Origin of the sequence: Streptomyces sp. ISL-94 (assembly GCF_018614075.1) — a bacterium.
Classification (GTDB): Bacteria; Actinomycetota; Actinomycetes; order Streptomycetales; family Streptomycetaceae; genus Streptomyces.
Window position 1 is genome coordinate 26,600 of the sequence record NZ_JAGGOZ010000004.1, and the last position, 19,304, is coordinate 45,903.

General features: G+C 70.3%; 17 protein-coding genes and 1 pseudogene. 11 read left to right on the top strand and 7 right to left on the bottom strand.

Annotated elements, in window-relative coordinates; translation table 11 throughout:
• Positions 1–68: 68 nt before the first annotated feature.
• From J7E94_RS01050 to J7E94_RS01070, 5 genes and pseudogenes are all read left to right on the top strand, one after another.
• Complete coding sequence (locus J7E94_RS01050) at positions 69–1,526, top strand: aldehyde dehydrogenase family protein (protein ID WP_215011408.1); 1,458 nt, start codon at positions 69–71, stop codon at positions 1,524–1,526.
• A gap of 40 nt (positions 1,527–1,566) precedes the next feature.
• The gene (gene mrdA / locus J7E94_RS01055; protein WP_215011410.1) at positions 1,567–3,654 is read left to right on the top strand and encodes a penicillin-binding protein 2; all 2,088 of its coding nucleotides are present in this window, start codon (positions 1,567–1,569) and stop codon (positions 3,652–3,654) included.
• Positions 3,655–3,792: 138 nt separating this feature from the next.
• The gene (locus J7E94_RS01060) at positions 3,793–4,308 is read left to right on the top strand and encodes a DinB family protein (RefSeq protein ID WP_215011412.1); all 516 of its coding nucleotides are present in this window, start codon (positions 3,793–3,795) and stop codon (positions 4,306–4,308) included.
• A gap of 96 nt (positions 4,309–4,404) precedes the next feature.
• Complete coding sequence (locus J7E94_RS01065) at positions 4,405–5,163, top strand: MerR family transcriptional regulator (protein WP_215011414.1); 759 nt, start codon at positions 4,405–4,407, stop codon at positions 5,161–5,163.
• A gap of 120 nt (positions 5,164–5,283) precedes the next feature.
• Positions 5,284–5,899 (top strand): annotated as a pseudogene (locus J7E94_RS01070) (VTT domain-containing protein); the annotation flags it as partial.
• A 205-nt stretch (positions 5,900–6,104) separates the two neighbouring features.
• Here J7E94_RS01070 and J7E94_RS01075 read toward each other — a convergent pair.
• Positions 6,105–7,754: a threonine/serine exporter family protein gene (locus J7E94_RS01075; protein ID WP_308344339.1), complete on the bottom strand. Its 1,650-nt coding sequence runs from the start codon at positions 7,752–7,754 to the stop codon at positions 6,105–6,107.
• A 229-nt stretch (positions 7,755–7,983) separates the two neighbouring features.
• A complete protein-coding gene (locus tag J7E94_RS01080) occupies positions 7,984–8,478 on the bottom strand; it encodes an inorganic diphosphatase (RefSeq protein WP_215011464.1) in 495 nt (164 codons plus the stop codon).
• A 164-nt stretch (positions 8,479–8,642) separates the two neighbouring features.
• On the opposite strand from J7E94_RS01080, the gene dacB reads away from it, so the two are divergent.
• From dacB to folE, 6 genes are all read left to right on the top strand, one after another.
• Positions 8,643–10,067 (top strand): D-alanyl-D-alanine carboxypeptidase/D-alanyl-D-alanine-endopeptidase, encoded by a 1,425-nt coding sequence (gene dacB, locus J7E94_RS01085; RefSeq protein ID WP_308344341.1) that lies wholly within the window; start codon positions 8,643–8,645, stop codon positions 10,065–10,067.
• A 38-nt stretch (positions 10,068–10,105) separates the two neighbouring features.
• Positions 10,106–11,257 (top strand): zinc-dependent metalloprotease, encoded by a 1,152-nt coding sequence (locus J7E94_RS01090; RefSeq protein WP_215011420.1) that lies wholly within the window; start codon positions 10,106–10,108, stop codon positions 11,255–11,257.
• Positions 11,258–11,504: 247 nt separating this feature from the next.
• Positions 11,505–12,566 carry a tRNA lysidine(34) synthetase TilS gene (gene tilS / locus J7E94_RS01095; protein WP_215011422.1) on the top strand — a complete coding sequence of 354 codons (1,062 nt, stop codon included), beginning with the start codon at positions 11,505–11,507 and terminating at the stop codon, positions 12,564–12,566.
• A 65-nt stretch (positions 12,567–12,631) separates the two neighbouring features.
• Positions 12,632–13,192, top strand: a complete 561-nt coding sequence (gene hpt / locus J7E94_RS01100; protein ID WP_215011424.1) for a hypoxanthine phosphoribosyltransferase — start codon at positions 12,632–12,634, stop codon at positions 13,190–13,192.
• Positions 13,193–13,395: 203 nt separating this feature from the next.
• A complete protein-coding gene (gene ftsH / locus J7E94_RS01105) occupies positions 13,396–15,426 on the top strand; it encodes an ATP-dependent zinc metalloprotease FtsH (RefSeq protein WP_215011426.1) in 2,031 nt (676 codons plus the stop codon).
• Positions 15,427–15,533: 107 nt separating this feature from the next.
• Positions 15,534–16,142: a GTP cyclohydrolase I FolE gene (gene folE, locus J7E94_RS01110; protein WP_215011428.1), complete on the top strand. Its 609-nt coding sequence runs from the start codon at positions 15,534–15,536 to the stop codon at positions 16,140–16,142.
• Between the two features lie 133 nt (positions 16,143–16,275).
• Here the strand turns inward: folE and J7E94_RS01115 are convergent, their stop codons facing one another.
• The 5 genes from J7E94_RS01115 to folP form a co-directional block, all read right to left on the bottom strand.
• The gene (locus J7E94_RS01115) at positions 16,276–16,764 is read right to left on the bottom strand and encodes a DUF3180 domain-containing protein (protein ID WP_215011430.1); all 489 of its coding nucleotides are present in this window, start codon (positions 16,762–16,764) and stop codon (positions 16,276–16,278) included.
• A 54-nt stretch (positions 16,765–16,818) separates the two neighbouring features.
• On the bottom strand, positions 16,819–17,427 hold the full coding sequence (gene folK, locus J7E94_RS01120; protein WP_215011432.1) for a 2-amino-4-hydroxy-6-hydroxymethyldihydropteridine diphosphokinase: 609 nt from the start codon (positions 17,425–17,427) through the stop codon (positions 16,819–16,821).
• Complete coding sequence (gene folB / locus J7E94_RS01125) at positions 17,424–17,783, bottom strand: dihydroneopterin aldolase (RefSeq protein WP_030010912.1); 360 nt, start codon at positions 17,781–17,783, stop codon at positions 17,424–17,426. The genes folK and folB overlap by 4 nt, the downstream gene beginning before the upstream one ends.
• Before the next feature lie 131 nt (positions 17,784–17,914).
• Complete coding sequence (locus J7E94_RS01130; protein WP_215011434.1) at positions 17,915–18,358, bottom strand: nuclear transport factor 2 family protein; 444 nt, start codon at positions 18,356–18,358, stop codon at positions 17,915–17,917.
• On the bottom strand, positions 18,355–19,275 hold the full coding sequence (folP, locus tag J7E94_RS01135; RefSeq protein WP_215011436.1) for a dihydropteroate synthase: 921 nt from the start codon (positions 19,273–19,275) through the stop codon (positions 18,355–18,357). Before folP ends, J7E94_RS01130 begins: the two co-directional genes overlap by 4 nt.
• Positions 19,276–19,304 lie beyond the last annotated feature (29 nt).

Sequence of the window (19,304 nt, forward strand, 5' to 3'; positions counted from 1 at the left end):
GATCAGTGCATGACGACCGATCGGTCTCCGGTGCAGCGCACGGGTGCGCGCTCGCAGTAAGGGATGGCATGTCCATATTCAGCGACCTCGCTCACCAGTACATCGACGGCGAATGGCTGGCCGGCACCGGTTCGTGGGACATCATCGACGTCAACCCGTACAACGGTGAGAAGCTCGCCGCCATCACCGTGGCCACCGTCGAGCAGGTGGACCAGGCCTACCGCGGCGCCGAGCGTGCGCAGAAGGAATGGGCTGCCACCAGCCCGTACGTCAGACGAGCGGTCCTGGAGCGCGCCCTGCGGATCACCGAGGAGCGCGAGAAGGAGATCATCGAGGCGATGATCGACGAGCTCGGCGGGACCCGCCCCAAGGCCGAGTACGAGGTCTACCTCGCCAAGGAGTTCATCCGCGAGTCGCTCCAGCTGGCCGTGCGCCCCGAGGGCCGGATCCTGGCCTCGCCGGTCGAGGGCAAGGAGAACCGGGTCCAGCGCCTGCCCGTCGGCGTCGTGACCGTGATCAGCCCCTTCAACTTCCCCTTCCTCGTCACCCTGAAGTCGGCCGCCCCGGCGCTCGCGCTGGGCAACGCGGTGGTGATCAAGCCGAACCAGAACGCCCCGGTGATCGGCGGCGGGGTCATCGCCAAGATCTTCGAGGACGCGGGGCTCCCGGCGGGCCTGCTGAACGTCCTGGTCACCGACATAGCCGAGATAGGCGACGCGCTGCTGACGCACCCCGTCCCCAAGGTGATCTCCTTCGCGGGATCGGACCGGGTCGGCCGGCACGTCGGGGCGGTCGCCGCCCGCCACTTCAAGCGGACGGTCCTGGAGCTCAGCGGCAACAGCGCGCTGGTCGTCCTCGACGACGCGGACCTCGACTACGCGGTGGACGCCGCCGTCTTCAGCAGGTTCGTCTACCAGGGCCAGGTCTGCATGGCCGCCAACCGGATCCTCGTCGACGCGGCGGTCGCGGAGGAGTTCACCGAGAAGTTCACCGCCCGCGTGCGGGCCCTGAAGACGGGCGACCCGCACGACGCCGACACGCAGATCGGCCCGCTGATCAACTCCTTCCAGGCCGACGCCCTGACCGCACTCGTCGACAAGGCCGTGGAATCCGGCGCGACGGCACTCGTACGGGGATCCACGCGCGGCAACCTGGTCGAGCCGACCGTGCTGGCCGGGCTCCCCGAGGACTCCCCGCTGCTGGGCCAGGAGATCTTCGGCCCGGTGGCGCTGCTGGTGGTCTTCGACGGCGAGGACGAGGCCGTACGGCTGACCAACGCGACCCCGTACGGGCTGAGCGGCGCTGTGCACACCCGGGACGTGGAACGCGGAGTCCGCTTCGCGCAGCGGATCGAGACGGGGATGATCCACGTCAACGACTCCACGATCGGGGACGAGCCGCTGGCCGCCTTCGGCGGCGAAAAGGCCTCCGGCCTGGGCCGCCTCAACGGCGAGGCCACCGTCGAGGCCTTCACCACGCAGAAATGGATCTCGGTGCAGCACGGGCGGAGCCGCTTCCCGTTCTAGACTCATCCGGGCGTACGGCATACGTCCGGGGGAGATCGAGTTGAGCAACATACCGGAGACCGGCCGGACCCCTCGGGTCCAGAACCGGCTCGTCGTCATCCAGATCGTGGTCTTCTCGCTGCTGCTCACTCTGGGCGGGCGGCTCTGGTACCTCCAGATACGCAATGGCCAGGGGTACACGGACGAGGCCAAGAACAACCACGTCCAGCAGGTGGTCCAGCCCGCCGTGCGCGGCTCCATCCTGGACTCGCGCGGGGTCCCGCTCGCCGACAACGCCACCCACCTCGTGGTCTCGGCCAACCGCACCGAGCTCCTCACGATGAAGGACAAGGGCAAGGCCGTCCTCACCCGCCTCGCCGGGGTCCTCGGCGCGGACCCCCAAGAGGTGATCGACAAGGTCCGGCTCTGCGACGCCAAGACCCCCAAGCCCTGCTGGAACGGCTCGCCCTACCAGCCCATCCCGGTCAGCGACGAGGCGACCACCGAGCAGGCGCTCCAGATCCACGAGCACGCCGAGGACTTCCCCGGCATCACCGCCGAGCCCACCGCCATGCGCCGCTACGCCGCACCGGACGAGGCCAACACCTCCCAGGTGCTCGGCTACCTCTCGCCGGTCACCGACGAGGAGATCGCCAAGGCGAAGAACTCCGACTCGCCCTACCTGCGCTCCGACCAGGTCGGCCGCTCCGGCCTGGAGCGCACGTACGACAAGGAGCTGCGCGGCAAGGCCGGCATCACCCGGTACGAGGTGGACAACCTCGGCCGCGTCACGGGCCAGGGCCAGACCGACAAGGCGCAGCCCGGCTCGAACATCGTGACCTCGATCGACTCCCGCGTGCAGGCGGTCGCCGAGCGCGAGCTGAACAACGCGATGGTCGAGGCCCGCAAGACGTACGACAAGAACACCCGCAGGAACTACGAGGCGGACTCGGGCGCCGTGGTGGTCATGGAGGCCAAGACCGGCCGCGTCGTGGCGATGGCCTCGAACCCGACCTACGACCCCAACGCCTGGGTCGGCGGCATCTCGGCCAAGGACTACGCCGGGCTCACCGACAAGAAGTCGAACTACCCGCTGCTGAACCGGGCGATCCAGGCCCAGGCGGCGCCGGGCTCCATCTTCAAGGTCGTCTCCTCGACGGCCGCGGTGAACGCCGGATACCCGTTCAACGGCCGCTACCCCTGCCCCAGCTCGTACTCCGTCGGCAGCCAGACCTTCACCAACTTCGAGTCCCAGGGTTACGGCGACATCACCATCGGCCGCGCCCTGGAGGTCTCCTGCGACACGGTCTACTACTCCATCGCGGACCAGGAGTGGAAGAAGGACGGCGGCATCAACCCGAAGAAGACGCCGAACGACTGGTTCTTCAAGACGGCCCACGCGTTCGGACTGGGCAAGCCCACCGGCATCGACCTGCCCAACGAGGTGAGCGGCCGGGTCCCCGACCGCAAGTGGAAGCAGGACTTCTTCGAGGCGAACAAGGCCGCCTGGTGCCGGGACGGCAAGAAGAACGGCACCTTCGCCGAGAAGATCGCCTACGAGAACTGCCGCCAGGGCAACCAGATGCGCGAGGGTGACGCCATCAACTACTCGATCGGGCAGGGCGACACGCTCGTCACGCCGATCCAGATGGCCTCCGTCTACGCGGCCATCGCCAACGGCGGCACGCTGCACCAGCCCAGTGTCGGCAAGGCGGCCGTCAGCGCCGACGGCGCCGCGGTCCGGGAGATCGCGCCGAAGGTGCAGGGCAAGCTGCCGATGGACGCGAAGACCCGCGACGACATAGACGAGGCCCTCGCCTCCGTCGCCACCACCGGCAGCGCCGCCTGGCGCTTCGGCGGCTGGCCGCAGAAGCAGATCCCGATGCACGCCAAGACGGGCACCGCCGAGGTCCAGGGCAAGCAGACCACCTCGTGGTTCGCCTCGTACACCGAGGACTACGCCATCGTCATGACGATCTCCCAGGGCGGTACCGGCTCCGGGGCGTCCGGGCCGGCGGTCCGCAAGATCTACGAGGCGATGTACGGGCTCGACCCGACAGGGAAGCAGGACCTCTCCAAGGCCCTGCTGCCGCAGCCGGCCACCGCGCTGCCCGCACTGCGTCCGGACGCGGAAATCCCGGCTCAGTGAGGGGGGATTGAGGACAGAACCTGACCTCAATGGTTCGTAGTGTCTGGGGTGTCGGAAAGAAAGAACGAGGCGCGGACGAGCGCGTCACGCGTCGCGCGGCACCCAGCACAAGACACCTGACACAGAAGGCGGTTCGTCATGGCTCAGATCTCCACCGAGGTTCCCGGCGACGAGCGCGGCACGCTCCTCTCCTTCGTCGAGGCCCAGCGCACGGCGATCCGCGAAACGCTGCTCGGCATGAGCGAGGAGCAGGCCGCGAGCCGCCCCTGCGCCAGCGAGCTCAGCCTGTCCGGGGTGCTCAAGCACGTCGCCGAGGTCGAGCTCGGCTGGCTGCGGATGGCCCAGCAGCGGCCGAACGAGCGGAAGCGTACGCAGGAGACCTGGAACGACAGCTTCCGCCTCGTCGAGGGTGAATCCATCCCGGACATCCTGGCCTTCTGGGACGAGGTCCGGCAGGAGCTGGAGGCCTTCATCGCCGCCGTCCCCAGCCTGGACGACACCTTCCCGCTCCCGCCGGCGCCCTGGTTCCCCGAGAACACCAAGGTCTCCATGCGCTGGATGCTCCTGCACCTGGTGGAGGAGTTCGCCCGGCACGCCGGCCACTCGGACATCGTCCGCGAAACCATCGACGGAACCCGCGCGATGGGTGTGTAGCCCGGCCGCGGGACGCGAGGTGGAGCGGGGGCTTGCACCTCACGTGGCGTGAGGGCCCACAGTGAAGGGCGTACCCAACCAGAGGAGCGGAAGGCAATGGGCTACTCCGTGGGCCAGGTCGCCGGTTTCGCCGGAGTCACGGTGCGCACCCTGCACCACTACGACGAGATCGGCCTGCTCTCCCCGAGCGGCCGCAGCCACGCAGGACACCGGCGGTACGACGACGCCGACCTGGACCGGCTGCAGCGGATCCTGTTCTACCGGGAGCTCGGCTTCCCGCTCGACGAGGTCGCGGTCCTGCTGGACGACCCGGAGACGGATCCGCGGGCGCATCTGCGCCGGCAGCATGCCCTGCTGACTGACCGGATCGCCCGGCTCCAGCAGATGGCCAAGGCCGTTGAGCACGCCATGGAGGCGAAGAAGATGGGCATCAACCTCACGCCCGAGGAGCGGTTCGAGGTCTTCGGGGACAAGGACCCCGAGCAGTACGCGGAGGAGGCCGAGCGGCGGTGGGGCGACACCGAGGCCTACGCCGAGTCGCAGCGCCGGGTCGCCACCTACACCAAGGAGGACTGGAAGCGGGTCCAGGCCGAGGTTGCCGACTGGGGCGCCCGGTACGCGGCGCTGATGGAGGCGGGTGAGCCCGCGGACGGCGAGGCGGCCATGGACATGGCCGAGGAGCACCGCCGGCACATCGTCGAGTGGTACTACGACTGCACGTACGAGATCCACACGGGCCTCGGTGAGATGTACGTGTCGGACGAGCGGTTCAAGGAGTTCTACGACTCCGTGAAGCCCGGTCTCGCCGAGCACCTGCGGGACGCGATCCTGGCCAACGCGGTGCGCAAGGCGTAGGCGAATCCTCACGCACGCGGCTCCCTCCGGGCTCTGGAACCGGGTGGGGGTCGTGTGCGTTGATAATTGAGACCGCCCGCCCCCGCAGCACGCCCCCTCATCCAGGAGAGTCCGGAAACCGTGTACACGCTTGCGCTCGCGCCCCAGTGGCTGTCCCCGGACTACCTGATCTCACATTTCGGATTGGCCGGCATCCTGGTCATCGTCTTTGCGGAGTCGGGACTCTTCGCGTTCCTGCCGGGTGACTCCCTGCTGTTCACGGGGGGCCTGCTGGTCGCGAACGGCGAGTACATCAAGCAGCCGCTGTGGCTGGTCTGCACTCTGATCGCGGCCGCCGCGATCATCGGGGACCAGGTCGGCTACATGATCGGCAAGTTCTTCGGGCCCAAGCTCTTCAACCGGCCCAAGTCCAAGATCTTCAAGCGGGAGAACCTGGACAAGGCGCACGAGTTCATGGACAAGCACGGCCCGAAGGCCATCGTGCTCGCCCGTTTCGTACCGATCATCCGTACCTTCGCGCCGATGGTCGCGGGCGCCGGCTCGATGAAGTACCGCACCTTCCTCACGTACAACGTCATCGGCGGCATCGGCTGGGGCGCGGGGATCACGATCGCGGGCTACTGGCTCGGCCAGATCGAGTTCATCAAGGCCAACGTCGAGGCGATCCTCGTCCTGATCGTCCTCATCTCGCTCGTCCCGGTGATCTTCGAGGTTCTGAAGGCCCGCAAGGAGAAGAAGGCCCTCTCCGCCGGGGCCCCCTTCGAGGCCGACGGCCCCCAGACCCCGGGCCAGCGCGGCCGCCACGCAAAGCGGTAGAGGGCGGCATCGGCCGCGATCCGGCCCCGTCGGCAGCCGCGCGAGCCAGCCCGCATCAGCCGCCCCGTACGCCCCCGCAGGCTCAAGCAGAGCCTGCGGGGGCGTACGCGTACGTACGGCGGCTCCTAGAAGCCGCGCGTCCGCTTGGCCGCACGCCGCTTGGCCGCACTCGCCGCCCCCGGAATCCGCATGAACAGCCGCGAGGTCTCCGACCCGAGGTTGACCCCGATCGCGATGGCCAGGGCGATGGCCGCGGCGTTCGTGAGCGACCCGAGCCCCTCGTTCAGCCGGTTCTCGGCGATCAGCAGCAGCCCGTAGTACGTCGCCGAGCCGGGCAGCAGCGGGCCGATGGCCGCGGTCGTGTACGGCAGGGCGGAGGCGAAGCGGTAGCGGGAGAAGAGCTGGCCGAAAAGGCCCACCAGCCCGGCGGCGACGGCCGTGGACGGCACGGGCGGGATGCCTCCCGCGTAGTGCAGGGCCCCGAAGGTCACCCAGGCGACCCCGCCGTTCAGCGTCACGATCCACACGGTGGACCGCTCCTGCTGGAGCAGGATCGCGAATGTGAACACCAGCACCATCGAGGCCGCGATCTGGATCGGCGGCCGCTGGGTGATCTGGAGGACCTCCTCCGGTTTGGGCGAGGCGCCGAGCTGGAGCCCGAGGTAGAGCACGATCAGCACGCCCATGATGATGCCGATGAAGAGGTACATGACCTCCAGCAGCCGGGCGGAGGCGGTGATGTAGAAGCCGGTCAGGCCGTCCTGGACGGCAGCCACCAGCGCCCGCCCGGGCAGCAGCGCGAACAGTCCGCCGGTGATCACGGCGGAGGCCCTGATGTCCTCGATCTCCGCCAGCTTGAGCGCCACCCCGAACGCGGCCGGCGGCATCGCGGCGACCACGAACTGGTAGAACTCCGGCAGCCCGCGCCCGGCGCACAGCCACGCCAGCCGGTCGCCCAGCACCGCCCCGAGGGCCGCGGCGATGAAGACGAGCACCCCGCCGCCGACCAGGGTGGAGGCCGCCCCGGCGAGGAGCCCGGCGGCGGCCGTGAGCACCCAGCCGGGGTACGGGTGGCGGTTGCGGCGGATCTCCGCCAGCCGCCGGTAGGCCTCCTCCAGGGACACGTCGATCTCGTGGGCGCTGATGTCGTCCACGAGCCGGTACACGGCCGCCAGGCGGTTGTAGTCGGTGCCGCGGCGGCGCACGGTCCGGTTCGCCGAGACGGGGTCGTCCACGAGGGACGGCTGGTGGGTGATCGACAGCATGGTGAAGGTGACGGTGGGCTCGCAGCGGTCCAACCCGTACGAGCGGGCCACGGCGAACATCGCGGCCTCCACGTCCTCGGCGCCCTCGCCGCCCGCGAGCAGCAGCTCGCCGATGCGCAGGGTCAGGTCGAGTACGCGGCCCACGGCGGGCCCGGCCTCGGTCGGCCTCTGCACGAGGTCCGGTACGGGACGCACGTCGACCGGCATGCGCAGCATCGTGCGCATCCGGTCCTGCCAGGGGGACTCCTTCATGGCGGCCACGGGGAACCCCTGGCCGGGGGTGTAGGCGGGCGGGGAGTGCTGGGCGCTGTAGGTGGCCGGGGCGGCGAAAGCGGAACCTTCGGGCTCGGCGGCGGGCAGCTCGGCACCGGCCGGACGGGCGAACTCGGAGGTCGGCTGGTCCTCGTCCGGAACCTCCGCCTCCATCCCCGGCGGCACCGAGAAGGCGCTGTGCGCCTCGTCGGACTTCGGCTTCCGGTCCTCGGACCCGGATCCTTCGGCCTCCGCCACACGTCCTCCAGTCCTGGCAGCCCGGTATCAGTATGCGGAACCGTTTCGGCGGGGGCGCGGGGGGCTCCCGTCAGCCTCGCCGGCGTTTGAGGCGCGGGGTCTGGGGCGGAGCCCCGGCGGCGGCGCACCGGCTGGGGATACGGGCGCGGGCGGCACCCCCCGGGGGTGCCGCCCGCGTAACTCTGTGGGGCGGGGGCCATGCCCCGCGCCCCGTGCTGCCGGGGCAGCGTCAGTGGTGGCCGCCCTGGGCCTCGAGGCGCTTGTACGAGGCCTCGATCTCGGCCTCGGCCTCGGCGCGGCCGACCCAGTCAGCGCCCTCGACGGACTTGCCCGGCTCCAGGTCCTTGTAGACCTCGAAGAAGTGCTGGATCTCCAGGCGGTCGAACTCGGACACGTGGTGGATGTCGCGCAGGTGCTCGACACGCGGGTCGGAGGCCGGCACGCACAGCAGCTTGTCGTCGCCGCCCGCCTCGTCCGTCATGCGGAACATGCCGATGGCGCGGCACTTGATGAGGCAGCCCGGGAAGGTCGGCTCGTCAAGGATGACCAGCGCGTCCAGCGGGTCGCCGTCCTCGCCGAGGGTGTTCTCGACGAAGCCGTAGTCGGCCGGGTAGCTGGTCGAGGTGAAGAGGCGACGGTCCAGGCGGATCCGGCCGGTCTCGTGGTCCACCTCGTACTTGTTCCGCGAACCCTTGGGGATCTCGATGGTGACGTCGAACTCCACGTCCTGCTCCTCCATATGCTTCGAGTGATAGCGCGTCCGGCCCAGCCGCCCCCAGCTACCGCTGGGAGGTACCCCCAGCCGGGTGGGGTGCCATGCTCGCGGCAAGACGCAGTGATTAAGTGTCCCTCACGCATATGTGTGATCGCGAAAGGGGCTGGTCCGAGGTGCCATTGGTCAAGACGTGGCAGCTCATCGCCGGGTCGGCCGTCTCCGGCCTGGCCCTGTCGGTGGCAGTGGTGGCCGCCTCCGGTCCATGGGACTCCGGCCAGCGTAAGGCCGAGCGGGACAGGGCCGCCTCCTGGGGCCGTACGGGTGGCGCAGATCACGGCGCGGAGGCGCTGCCGCAGGCCGCGCCCAGCGCTCCCGGAGTGCTCGGGGCCGTCGGGCCGGGCGTCCCGCGCGGGCAGGCCGCGGTCGCCTCCGAGGGGCTCGCCGCCGTGCTGACGCCCCTGCTCGCCGATCCCGCGCTCGGCACGGTGCGCACCGCCTCCGTCGTCGACACCGCCACCGGCGAGGTGCTGTACGAGTCCGGGGCGGGGGAGGCGATGACCCCCGCCTCCACTGTCAAGATCGCCACCGCTGCGGCGGCACTGGCCGCGCTGGGGCCGGAGCACCGGATCAAGACCACCGTCACGTCGGGCGCCGGCCCCGGGCAGATCGTCCTCGTCGGGGGCGGTGATCCTTCCCTGACCGCCAAGAAGAAGAGTCCGGCCGGGTCCGGCGGCAGCCTCGTCGCGCTCGCCGCCGACACTGCGCAGGTACTGAAGGCCGCCGGGACCGGCAGCGTGACGCTGGGGTACGACGACAGCCTCTACAGCGGCCCCGCCCGCCATCCGATCGGCGACAACCCCAACATCGCCCTCGTGACCGCCCTGGCCGCCGACGAGGGGCGCCCGGACGACTCCACCTCCGGGCCCGTCGAACGGACCGAGGACCCCTCCCAGGCCGCCGCCCGGGCCTTCGCCGCCCTGTTGGCGGAGCGCGGGGTCAAGGTCAGCGGCGAACCCGTACGGGCGAAGGCCCCCGCCGGTGCACGGCCGCTGGCCAGTACGCTCTCCACGCCGCTGGCCGGGCTCGTCGAGCGGATGCTGACCAACAGCGACAACGACATCGCCGAGGCCCTCGCCCGGCAGACCGCCCTCGCCTCCGGGCAGCCCGCCAGTTTCGAGGGCGCCGAGAAGGCGGTGGGGGCCAAGCTCGCCGCTCTCGGTGTCGACACCGCCGGTTCGCGGTTCGCCGACGGCAGCGGACTCAACCGCGCCGACAAGGTCAGCGCGGGCCTGCTGACCGGGCTCCTCGCCAGGGCCGCCGATCCCCAGCACCCCGAGCTCCGGCCGGTCCTGACCGGACTGCCCGTCGCCGGATTCAGCGGGACCCTGCGCACCCGCAACGCCGGCACCTCTCCGGCCGCCGGCCTGCTCCGGGCCAAGACCGGCACCCTGACCGGGGTCAATTCGCTGGCGGGGACGGTGGTGGACCCGTCCGGGAGGCTCCTCGCCTTTGCCTTCCTGACCGCGAACAGCGCCGACGGCCCGGCTGCCGAGAAGCGCCTCGACAAGCTGGCCGCCGCTGTCGCGGGCACTCCGTAGGGGGTCCGCGAAAGCGCTGGTCCACGTACGGTTGACGCATGACGAGCATCAGTGGTGCGGAGATGGTCGACTGGAACCTCGCGGTGGCGACCGCGACCCGACTGGTGCGGCCCGGCCCGGAGGTCAGCCGGGACGAGGCCCGGGCCGTCGTCGCGGAGCTGCGCAGGCACGCCAGGACCTCGGAACGGCACGTGCGCGAGTTCACCCGGATGGTCCCGGAAGGGGCAGCCGTCAACGACACCCCCGTCCTGGTCGTCGACCGGGCCGGCTGGGTCAAGGCCAATGTGGCCGGCTTCCGCGAGCTGCTCCAGCCGCTCCTCGGCAAGCTGCTGGACCGCCGCGCGGGCACCCCCGGCGGGGCCGTCCTCAGCGCGGTCGGCGGCAAGGTCACCGGCGTCGAGCTGGGCATGCTGCTGAGCTTCCTGGCCTCCCGGGTCCTGGGACAGTACGAGACCTTCGCGCCGGTCTCCCGCGATCTGCCGGGCTCCGGCTCGGGCTCCGGCGGCGGCCGGCTGCTGCTGGTCGCGCCCAACATCGTGCACGTCGAGCGCGAGCTGGAGGTGAACCCGCACGACTTCCGGCTGTGGGTGTGCCTGCACGAGGAGACGCACCGTACCCAGTTCACGGCCGTCCCGTGGCTCCGCGACCACCTGGAGGGCGAAATCCAGACGTTCCTCCGCGCCACCGAAGTGGACCCGATGACCGTCCTGGAGCGCCTGCGCGAGGCCGCCCAGTCCTTCGCGGGCGCCCGCCCCGACGCCGAGCGGGGCGACGAGGCCCGCTCCTTCGTCGAGATCGTGCAGACCCCCGAGCAGCGCGAGGTGCTGGCCCGCCTCACCGCAGTCATGTCCCTGCTGGAGGGCCACGCCGACTACGTCATGGACGGGGTCGGACCCGAGGTCGTGCCCTCGGTCGCCGAGATCCGGGAGAAGTTCCAGCAGCGCAGGGCCAGCGGGGCGGGGCGGCTCGACGCCGCGCTGCGCAAGCTGCTGGGCCTGGACGCGAAGCTGCGGCAGTACGAAAACGGGGAGCGGTTCGTGCGCGCCGTCGTCGACCAGGTGGGGATGGACGGCTTCAACCGGGTGTGGACCTCCCCGAACACACTGCCGACCAAGGCCGAGATCGCCAGGCCCGCGGACTGGGTGGCCCGGGTCCACCGCAAGGGGAGCGAAGAGAGCGAACGAGGGTGACCCAGGGGGCGTAAACATGTCTCACTGGGGGAAGCAGCATCACCCGTCCGAGGGACCGTGGGCCGTGGAAGGGCGTGCGATGCTCGGGGAACGGCTCGGTTCTGTCACCATCGTCGCACTCTGAGTGACATCCCTGAGTGGCATCCCTGAGTGACAGCCCCCGTCCGCGGGGGTACCGGGCACCACCCCCAGCGCACCACACCCCCAAAGCCTCCGAGGCATCCGAACTCATCGAAGGGCACCGGACATGGGTCCCCATCCTGCGGTCGCGGCGATACGCCTGGCGGTCCGCCGCGTACTCCACGACGTCCTCACCGACCTCCCCGACCTCCACCGGACTCCGTCCGGGGGTGCCCCCTGCGCCGAGCCTCGCACCGGCGCCGGGAACCCGCCACTCGTCCTCGTCGCCTGCTCCGGCGGCGCCGACTCCATGGCCCTCGCCTCGGCCCTCGCCTTCGAGGCCCCCAAACTCGGCATCCGGGCCGGCGGCATCACCGTCGACCACGGCCTCCAGCCCGGCTCCGACCTGCGCGCCGCCGAGGTCGTCACCCGCATGACCGCCCTCCGCCTCGACCCGGTGGAGTCCGTCGCCGTGCGCGTCGGCCGGGAAGGCGGACCCGAGGCCGCCGCCCGCGATGCCCGCTACGGGGCTCTGGACGAGGCCGCCGACCGGCTGGGCGCCGCCGCCGTGCTGCTCGGCCACACCCGGGACGATCAAGCGGAAACCGTCCTGCTGGGCCTCGCCCGCGGCTCCGGCATCCGCTCGCTGTCCGGCATGGCGGAAGTGTCCGGCGGCCCCGGCCGCAGCCACCGCTACCGCCGCCCGTTCCTCCAGGTCGACCGGCAGACCGCCCGCAAGGCCTGCATGGTCCAGTCCCTCCCCGTCTGGGACGACCCGCACAACATGGACCCCGCCTACACCCGCTCCCGCCTGCGCCACGAGGGACTGCCCGCCCTGGAGAAGGCGCTGGGCAAGGGGGTCGTCGAGGCGCTCGCCCGCACCGCCCAGCTCTCGCGCGACGACGCCGACGCCCTCGACGCCTGGGCCGCCGAGGCGGAGACCGGCGTACGGGACGAGGACGGCCGCCTGGAGTGCGCCAAGCTGTACGCCCTGCCCCCGGCCGTCCGCCGCCGGGTGCTGCGCCGCGCCGTGGTCGCCGCCGGCTCCCCCGCAGGCTCCCTTTTCGCCCGCCACATCGAGGAAGTCGACCGCCTCATCACCGGATGGCGCGGTCAGGGCGCCATCAACCTGCCCGGCCGGGTCGAGGCCCAGCGGCAGGGTGGCAGACTTGTCATTCGGCAGGGCTGATTGGTGCTGAAACACGGCTGAGTCCTCCGGGGGCACCCCCGGAGCCCCGGCCGACAACGAAAGTGATGCGGGTGGACGAGAAGGACATGGGCAACGACCTCCAGTCGGTGCTCATCACCAAGGAAGAGATCGACGCGAAGCTGGCCGAGCTGGCCGCGAAGATCGACGCGGAGTACGCGGGCAAGGACCTGCTCATCGTCGGTGTGCTCAAGGGTGCCGTGATGGTGATGGCGGACCTGGCGCGCGCCTTGTCCACCCCGCTCACCATGGACTGGATGGCGGTGTCCTCGTACGGCGCCGGGACGCAGTCCTCCGGCGTGGTGCGGATCCTCAAGGACCTGGACACCGACATCAAGGACAAGCACGTCCTGATCGTCGAGGACATCATCGACTCCGGTCTCACGCTGTCCTGGCTGCTGTCGAACCTGGGCTCGCGCCAGCCGGCCTCGATCGAGGTCGTCACGCTGCTGCGCAAGCCCGACGCGGCGAAGGTCGCGATCGACGTGAAGTGGGTCGGCTTCGACATCCCGAACGAGTTCGTCGTGGGCTACGGCCTCGACTACGCGGAGAAGTACCGCAACCTGCCGTTCGTCGGCACGCTCGCCCCGCACGTCTACGGCGGCTGATCCCGCTCCCGTCCCCGGGAACCCCGTGAAGGCTCGGGGAACCTGGGGGCGATTCCCGCCGTTGAAGCAGGGGAAGGCGGGTCTGTCAGCCGTCCCACGAGGCCGCGGGTGACAATACAGGGGTACATTCCGAAGAACAGTCTTTACTCACAGCAGCATTTACCTACGGGCAGGAGGGACGGGGTGCCTGGCGCCCCGTATGGATGGACGTGAAGCGATACTTCCGTGGGCCGGTCATGTGGATCGTGCTGGCCGTCCTCGCCGTGGTCGTGTTGATGAATGTCGTCGGCTCCGGCGGCGGCTACAAGTCGGTGGACACCAGCGAGGTCATCAAGGCGATCAACAGTGGCCAGGTGGAGACAGCGAAGCTGACCACCGGCGACAGCCAGATGATCAAGATCGAGCTGAGCCAAGGCCAGAAGCTCGGCAAGCACGACGGCACCAAGTTCCAGGCCAACTACATCGGGGATCAGGGCGTCCAGCTCGCCCAGAACCTCCAGACCAAGTACGAAGCCGGTCAGATCCCGGACGGATACTCCGTCACTCCGGACAAGACCAGCCCGTTCCTGAGCGTGCTGCTTTCGCTCCTGCCCTTCGTCCTCATCGTCGTTGTCTTCCTGTTCCTGATGAACCAGATGCAGGGCGGCGGCTCCCGAGTCATGAACTTCGGGAAGTCCAAGGCCAAGCTCATCACCAAGGACACCCCGAAGACGACGTTCGCCGATGTCGCGGGCGCGGACGAGGCCGTCGAGGAACTCCACGAGATCAAGGAGTTCCTCCAGGAGCCGGCGAAGTTCCAGGCCGTCGGCGCCAAGATCCCCAAGGGCGTGCTGCTCTACGGCCCGCCCGGCACCGGTAAGACCCTGCTCGCGCGTGCCGTCGCGGGCGAGGCCGGTGTTCCCTTCTACTCGATCTCCGGTTCCGACTTCGTCGAGATGTTCGTCGGTGTCGGTGCCTCGCGTGTCCGAGACCTGTTCGAGCAGGCCAAGGCCAACGCCCCGGCGATCGTCTTCGTCGACGAGATCGACGCCGTCGGCCGGCACCGCGGTGCGGGTCTCGGCGGCGGTCACGACGAGCGCGAGCAGACCCTCAACCAGCTGCTGGTCGAGATGGACGGCTTCGACGTGAAGGGCGGCGTCATCCTGATCGCCGCCACGAACCGTCCGGACATCCTCGACCCGGCGCTCCTGCGCCCCGGCCGCTTCGACCGGCAGATCGCCGTCGACCGTCCGGACATGCAGGGCCGTCTGGAGATCCTCAAGGTCCACCAGAAGGGCAAGCCGGTCGCTCCGGACGTCGACCTGGGCGCGGTTGCCCGTCGTACGCCCGGCTTCACCGGTGCCGATCTCTCCAACGTCCTGAACGAGGCCGCGCTGCTCACGGCCCGCTCGGACAAGAAGCTGGTCGACAACCACGCCCTGGACGAGGCGATCGACCGCGTCGTGGCGGGCCCGCAGAAGCGGACCCGGATCATGTCGGACCGGGAAAAGAAGATCACCGCGTACCACGAGGGCGGACACGCCCTGGTCGCGGCGGCCTCCCCGAACTCCGACCCGGTCCACAAGATCACGATCCTGTCCCGCGGCCGGGCCCTGGGCTACACCATGGTCCTGCCCGACGAGGACAGGTACTCGACCACGCGCAACGAGATGCTCGACCAGCTGGCGTACATGCTGGGCGGGCGCGCGGCCGAGGAGCTGGTCTTCCACGACCCGACCACGGGCGCGGCGAACGACATCGAGAAGGCCACGGCAACGGCCCGCGCGATGGTCACCCAGTACGGCATGACCGAGCGGCTGGGCGCGATCAAGTTCGGCGGCGACAACACTGAGCCGTTCCTGGGGCGCGAGATGGCGCACCCGCGGGACTACTCGGAAGAGGTCGCGGCGCTGGTCGACGAAGAGGTCAAGAAGCTCATCGAGACCGCGCACAACGAGGCCTGGGAGATCCTCGTCGAGAACCGCGACGTCCTCGACAACCTGGTCCTCGCGCTGCTGGAGAAGGAAACGCTGAACAAGGAGCAGATCGCCGAGATCTTCTCCACGATCGTGAAGCGTCCGGCCCGCCCCGCGTGGACCGGCTCCTCCCGCCGCACCCCCTCCACCCGTCCGCCGGTGCTCTCTCCCAAGGAGCTCCAGCTGACGAACTCCGCCAACGGAACCTCGGCTGCGGCCCAGGCCGCCGTCTCGGTGGAGAAGGCCCCGGAGGCCGCCCCGGAGGACCGCGCGGAGTAGTCCGCGCACAGGATCACCCGGAATGGATGCCGCGCCCCCCAGGTTCTAGCCTTGGGGGCGCGGCACTTTCACGTGCCCGTGGACGTGCACGAAGGAACGAGGATGAGATGACCGACCCAGTGACCCTGACCGGTGGCGAGGGCACGATCGGCGAGTTCGACGAGAAGCGCGCCGAGGCGGCGATCCGCGAGCTCCTGATCGCGGTCGGCGAGGACCCGGACCGCGAGGGCCTGCTGGAGACCCCGGCGCGCGTGGCGCGGGCGTACAAGGAGATCCTGGCCGGACTGAGGCAGGAACCCGAGGAGGTGCTGACGACGACGTTCGACCTCGGGCACGACGAGATGATCCTGGTGAAGGACATTGAAATCGTAAGTTTGTGCGAACATCATCTGCTGCCGTTCCACGGAGTGGCCCACGTGGGTTACATCCCGGCCGAGTCCGGCAAGATCACCGGCCTGTCGAAGCTGGCCCGGCTGGTCGACGTGTATGCCCGCCGCCCGCAGGTGCAGGAACGGCTCACGACGCAGATAGCCAACTCGCTGATGCAGATTCTCGAAGCGCGCGGCGCCATCGTCGTCGTCGAGGCCGAGCACATGTGCATGTCGGTGCGCGGCATCCGCAAGCCCGGCGCGAAGACCCTCACTTCCGCCGTGCGCGGCCAGATGCGCGATCCCGCGACCCGCAGCGAGGCGATGAGCCTGATCGTGGCTCGCTAGTGCTGTGACCGCCTAGGTTCACCGGGTTGTTCACGCCGCAGGATCTACAGCTACCGCCTGGAGCCGTATTCCACCTTCCTTGTGTACGGCCACCTGCTGCGGGCCGACGGGTAGTGGGCACCAGGTGCCGCGCTCAGGCGCGGGCCTGGGCTTCCGGGGTGGTGTCGTCGCCCTCGGGAAGCTTCAGGACGTGTTCCAGGAAGAGGGCGGCGGCAATGACGGCCGCGCCCGCCAGGACCGAGAAGCCGGCGTACCAGGCCTGGTCGCGGCGGGCGGGGACGTCGAGGGAGTCCATCAGCAGGAAGACGCCCACGCCGCCGTAGGCGCCCGCGACGAGGGCCGCCACCAGGGCGCTGGCCTGGCCGAAGACCACCGCGCGGGCCGCCATCAGCGGCTCCACGCCTTTGGCGCCCGGGCGGCGCTCCCGCTGGGCCTTGAGGCGGGCCCGCATCGACAGGGCCGTCGCGAGGAGGATCGCCGCGATGGCGCCCAGGACGATGGGGGCGGCCAGCGGGACGCCCGGCAGGGTGCCGTACGCGTTCCACAGCCGGGCGGCGGCCCAGCACAGGACCCCCGCGACGACGAAGATCCCCGCCAGGACCGCAGGCCTCAGTTGCTTCACGTGCCCGTTCCCCGCTTTCCGCGCCGATCCGTCAGGCAGTCCACAGGGTAACGACTACTCGGGGAGGCGGAGTTCCAGATCCGGGCGCGCCGTGACTCCGGTGAGGCCGATTCCGGCCAGGAGGTCGGCGACGGGGCCGCGGCCCGGGAGCTGGGCCTCCGGGTCGACGTCGTGCCAGGGGGCCAGCACGAAGGCGCGCTGGTGGGCGCGCGGGTGCGGGAGGGTGAGGACGGGGTCGTCGGAGACCACGTCGGCGTACGCGACGATGTCGACGTCGATCGTGCGCGGGCCCCAGCGCTCCTCGCGGACGCGGTCGAAGGCCTCTTCGATGGCGTGGCCGCGCTCCAGGAGCGAGGACGGGGGCAGGGTGGTCTTCACGGAGACGACCGCGTTGAAGTACGCGGGCTGCGAGCCGGGGTCGACGCCCCACGGCTCGGTCTCGTAGACGCGGGAGACGGCCTTGACCCGCAGGCCGGGGGTGTCGCCGAGGGCGTCGATGGCGCCCTGGAGGGTCTCCAGCCGGTTGCCGAGGTTCGCGCCGAGCGCGATGACGGCCCATTTGGGGTTGGAGAGAGTGACGTCCGCAGCGTCGACCGTTTCGACGACCGATGCGGGTACGGGCTGGACGGTGGGGTCGCTCTGGGCGCTCAGTCCGTTGTTCATGCGCGGCTCCGGGTGATCGTGATGGTCACGTCGTCGAAGGGGACGGTGATGGGCGCGTCCGGCTTGTGGACGACGACCTCGACTTGCGCCACCGCTTCGTGCTTCAGGCACTGCTGGGCGATCCGCTCGGCGAGCGTCTCGATCAGGTCGACCGGCTCTCCTTGGACCACGTCGACGACCTCCTCGGCGACGACCCCGTAGTGCACGGTCTTCGCCAGGTCGTCTCCGGCCGCCGCAGGGCGGGTGTCGAGGTGCAGCACGAGGTCGACGATGAAGGTCTGGCCTTCCTCGCGCTCCCGGGGGAAGACGCCGTGGTGCCCGCGAGCCTTGAGGCCGCGCAGCGCGACACGATCCACGCGAATCACTCCTGCTTTCGTAGGTTCTTCCGGTCCCGGGGCTCCCCGGGGCCATGGGCCTACGCCGAGTGCGGTCGGCGTCGTCCGTCTTCGAATTTACCTGCGAAAACCCCGCGACCCTGCCGGAGGGGTCAGGAGGCGTCGTCCTCCTCGTCCTCATCGGACTCCGTGAGGACGGGAGAACCGTGGTGGGACCACAGTCTCCAGCCCTCGGATGTGCGTCGGAACACATTCGTCGCGACGACCAGCTGGCCGACCAGCGGGCCGAGTTCCCCGCCGTCCTCGGCGGGCCCGCCGCTGAGGATGTTCTCCGTGCACGTCACCAGCGCGGTGTCGCCTATGACGGCGACCTTGGTGTCGGTGAGGAAGAACTGGATGTAGTCCGTGTGGGACATGATCAGGGCGTACGAGCGCAGCACCTCGCCGCGGCCGGACAGCACCGGCCAGCCGGGGTGCACGCAGGAGATCTCGTCTTCGAGCCAGAGCGCCGACAGCGTGTCGAAGTCCCCCCGCTCCATGGCCTCGTAGAAGGCCGTGTTGACCTCTTCGACCGCTTCGATGTCGGTTCTGCTCACGTGGCTCCTTCTCGGGCGGTGGCCCCGGTTGTACGGGAATCGAGGTAGAACGCTCCTTCCACGGCGCGGGCCACCCGAACCGCGTCCGCGGTCGCCCGTACCTCGTGGACCCGTACGGCCCAGGCGCCCTGGTGGGCGGCGATGGCGGAGACGGCGGCCGTGGCGGCGTCGCGCTCGCGGGCGGGCGGCGGGGCGGCGTCGTCCGCGCCGGCCAGGACCCGGCCGAGGAAACGCTTCCTCGACGCGGCGACCAGCAGCGGGAAGCCGAGTGCGCGCAGCTGGGGCAGGTGGGCCACGAGGGCCAGGTCGTGCTCGGCGTTCTTCGCGAAGCCGAGGCCGGGGTCGACGACGATCCGCTCGGGGGCGATCCCGCCGGCGACGACGGCGTCGATGCGGGCCCGGAGTTCGGCGGTGACCTCGGCGAGCACGTCCTCGTAGACGGCGAGGCTGTTCATGGTGTCGCTGAAGCCGCGCCAGTGCATGACCACGAAGGGCACCTCGGCGGCCGCGACGGCCGGGATCATGCCGGGGTCGGCGAGTCCGCCGCTGACGTCGTTGACCAGAGCGGCGCCGGCCGCGACGGCCTGGGCGGCGACGGCCGCGCGCATGGTGTCCACGGAGACGGTGACGCCCTCGGAGGCGAGGCCGCGCACCACGGGGACGACCCGGCGCAGCTCCTCCTCCGCGTCGACGCGGGGGGCGCCGGGGCGGGTGGACTCGCCGCCGACGTCGACGAGGTCGGCGCCCTGGGCGACCAGGTCGAGGCCGCGCTTGACCGCGGCGGTGGTGTCGAACCAGCGGCCGCCGTCGGAGAAGGAGTCGGGGGTGACGTTGACGACGCCCATGACCGCGCAGCGGTCCCACTCGGGCAGACCTGCGACCCGGCCCCTGCCGGTGGCTCCGCTCTTCGTGTTCATAGGTAAAGGGTAGGGCTGCCCTCGATACG

Coding starts and splice junctions, on each gene's coding strand:
- folE (WP_215011428.1), top strand. CDS start 15,534: ATGACCGACCCAGTGACCCTGACCGGTGGCGAGGGCACGATCGGCGAG.
- ftsH (WP_215011426.1), top strand. CDS start 13,396: ATGGACGTGAAGCGATACTTCCGTGGGCCGGTCATGTGGATCGTGCTG.
- folK (WP_215011432.1), bottom strand. CDS start 17,427: ATGAACAACGGACTGAGCGCCCAGAGCGACCCCACCGTCCAGCCCGTA.
- J7E94_RS01060 (WP_215011412.1), top strand. CDS start 3,793: ATGGCTCAGATCTCCACCGAGGTTCCCGGCGACGAGCGCGGCACGCTC.
- tilS (WP_215011422.1), top strand. CDS start 11,505: ATGGGTCCCCATCCTGCGGTCGCGGCGATACGCCTGGCGGTCCGCCGC.
- folP (WP_215011436.1), bottom strand. CDS start 19,275: ATGAACACGAAGAGCGGAGCCACCGGCAGGGGCCGGGTCGCAGGTCTG.
- J7E94_RS01065 (WP_215011414.1), top strand. CDS start 4,405: ATGGGCTACTCCGTGGGCCAGGTCGCCGGTTTCGCCGGAGTCACGGTG.
- J7E94_RS01090 (WP_215011420.1), top strand. CDS start 10,106: ATGACGAGCATCAGTGGTGCGGAGATGGTCGACTGGAACCTCGCGGTG.
- hpt (WP_215011424.1), top strand. CDS start 12,632: ATGCGGGTGGACGAGAAGGACATGGGCAACGACCTCCAGTCGGTGCTC.
- J7E94_RS01050 (WP_215011408.1), top strand. CDS start 69: ATGTCCATATTCAGCGACCTCGCTCACCAGTACATCGACGGCGAATGG.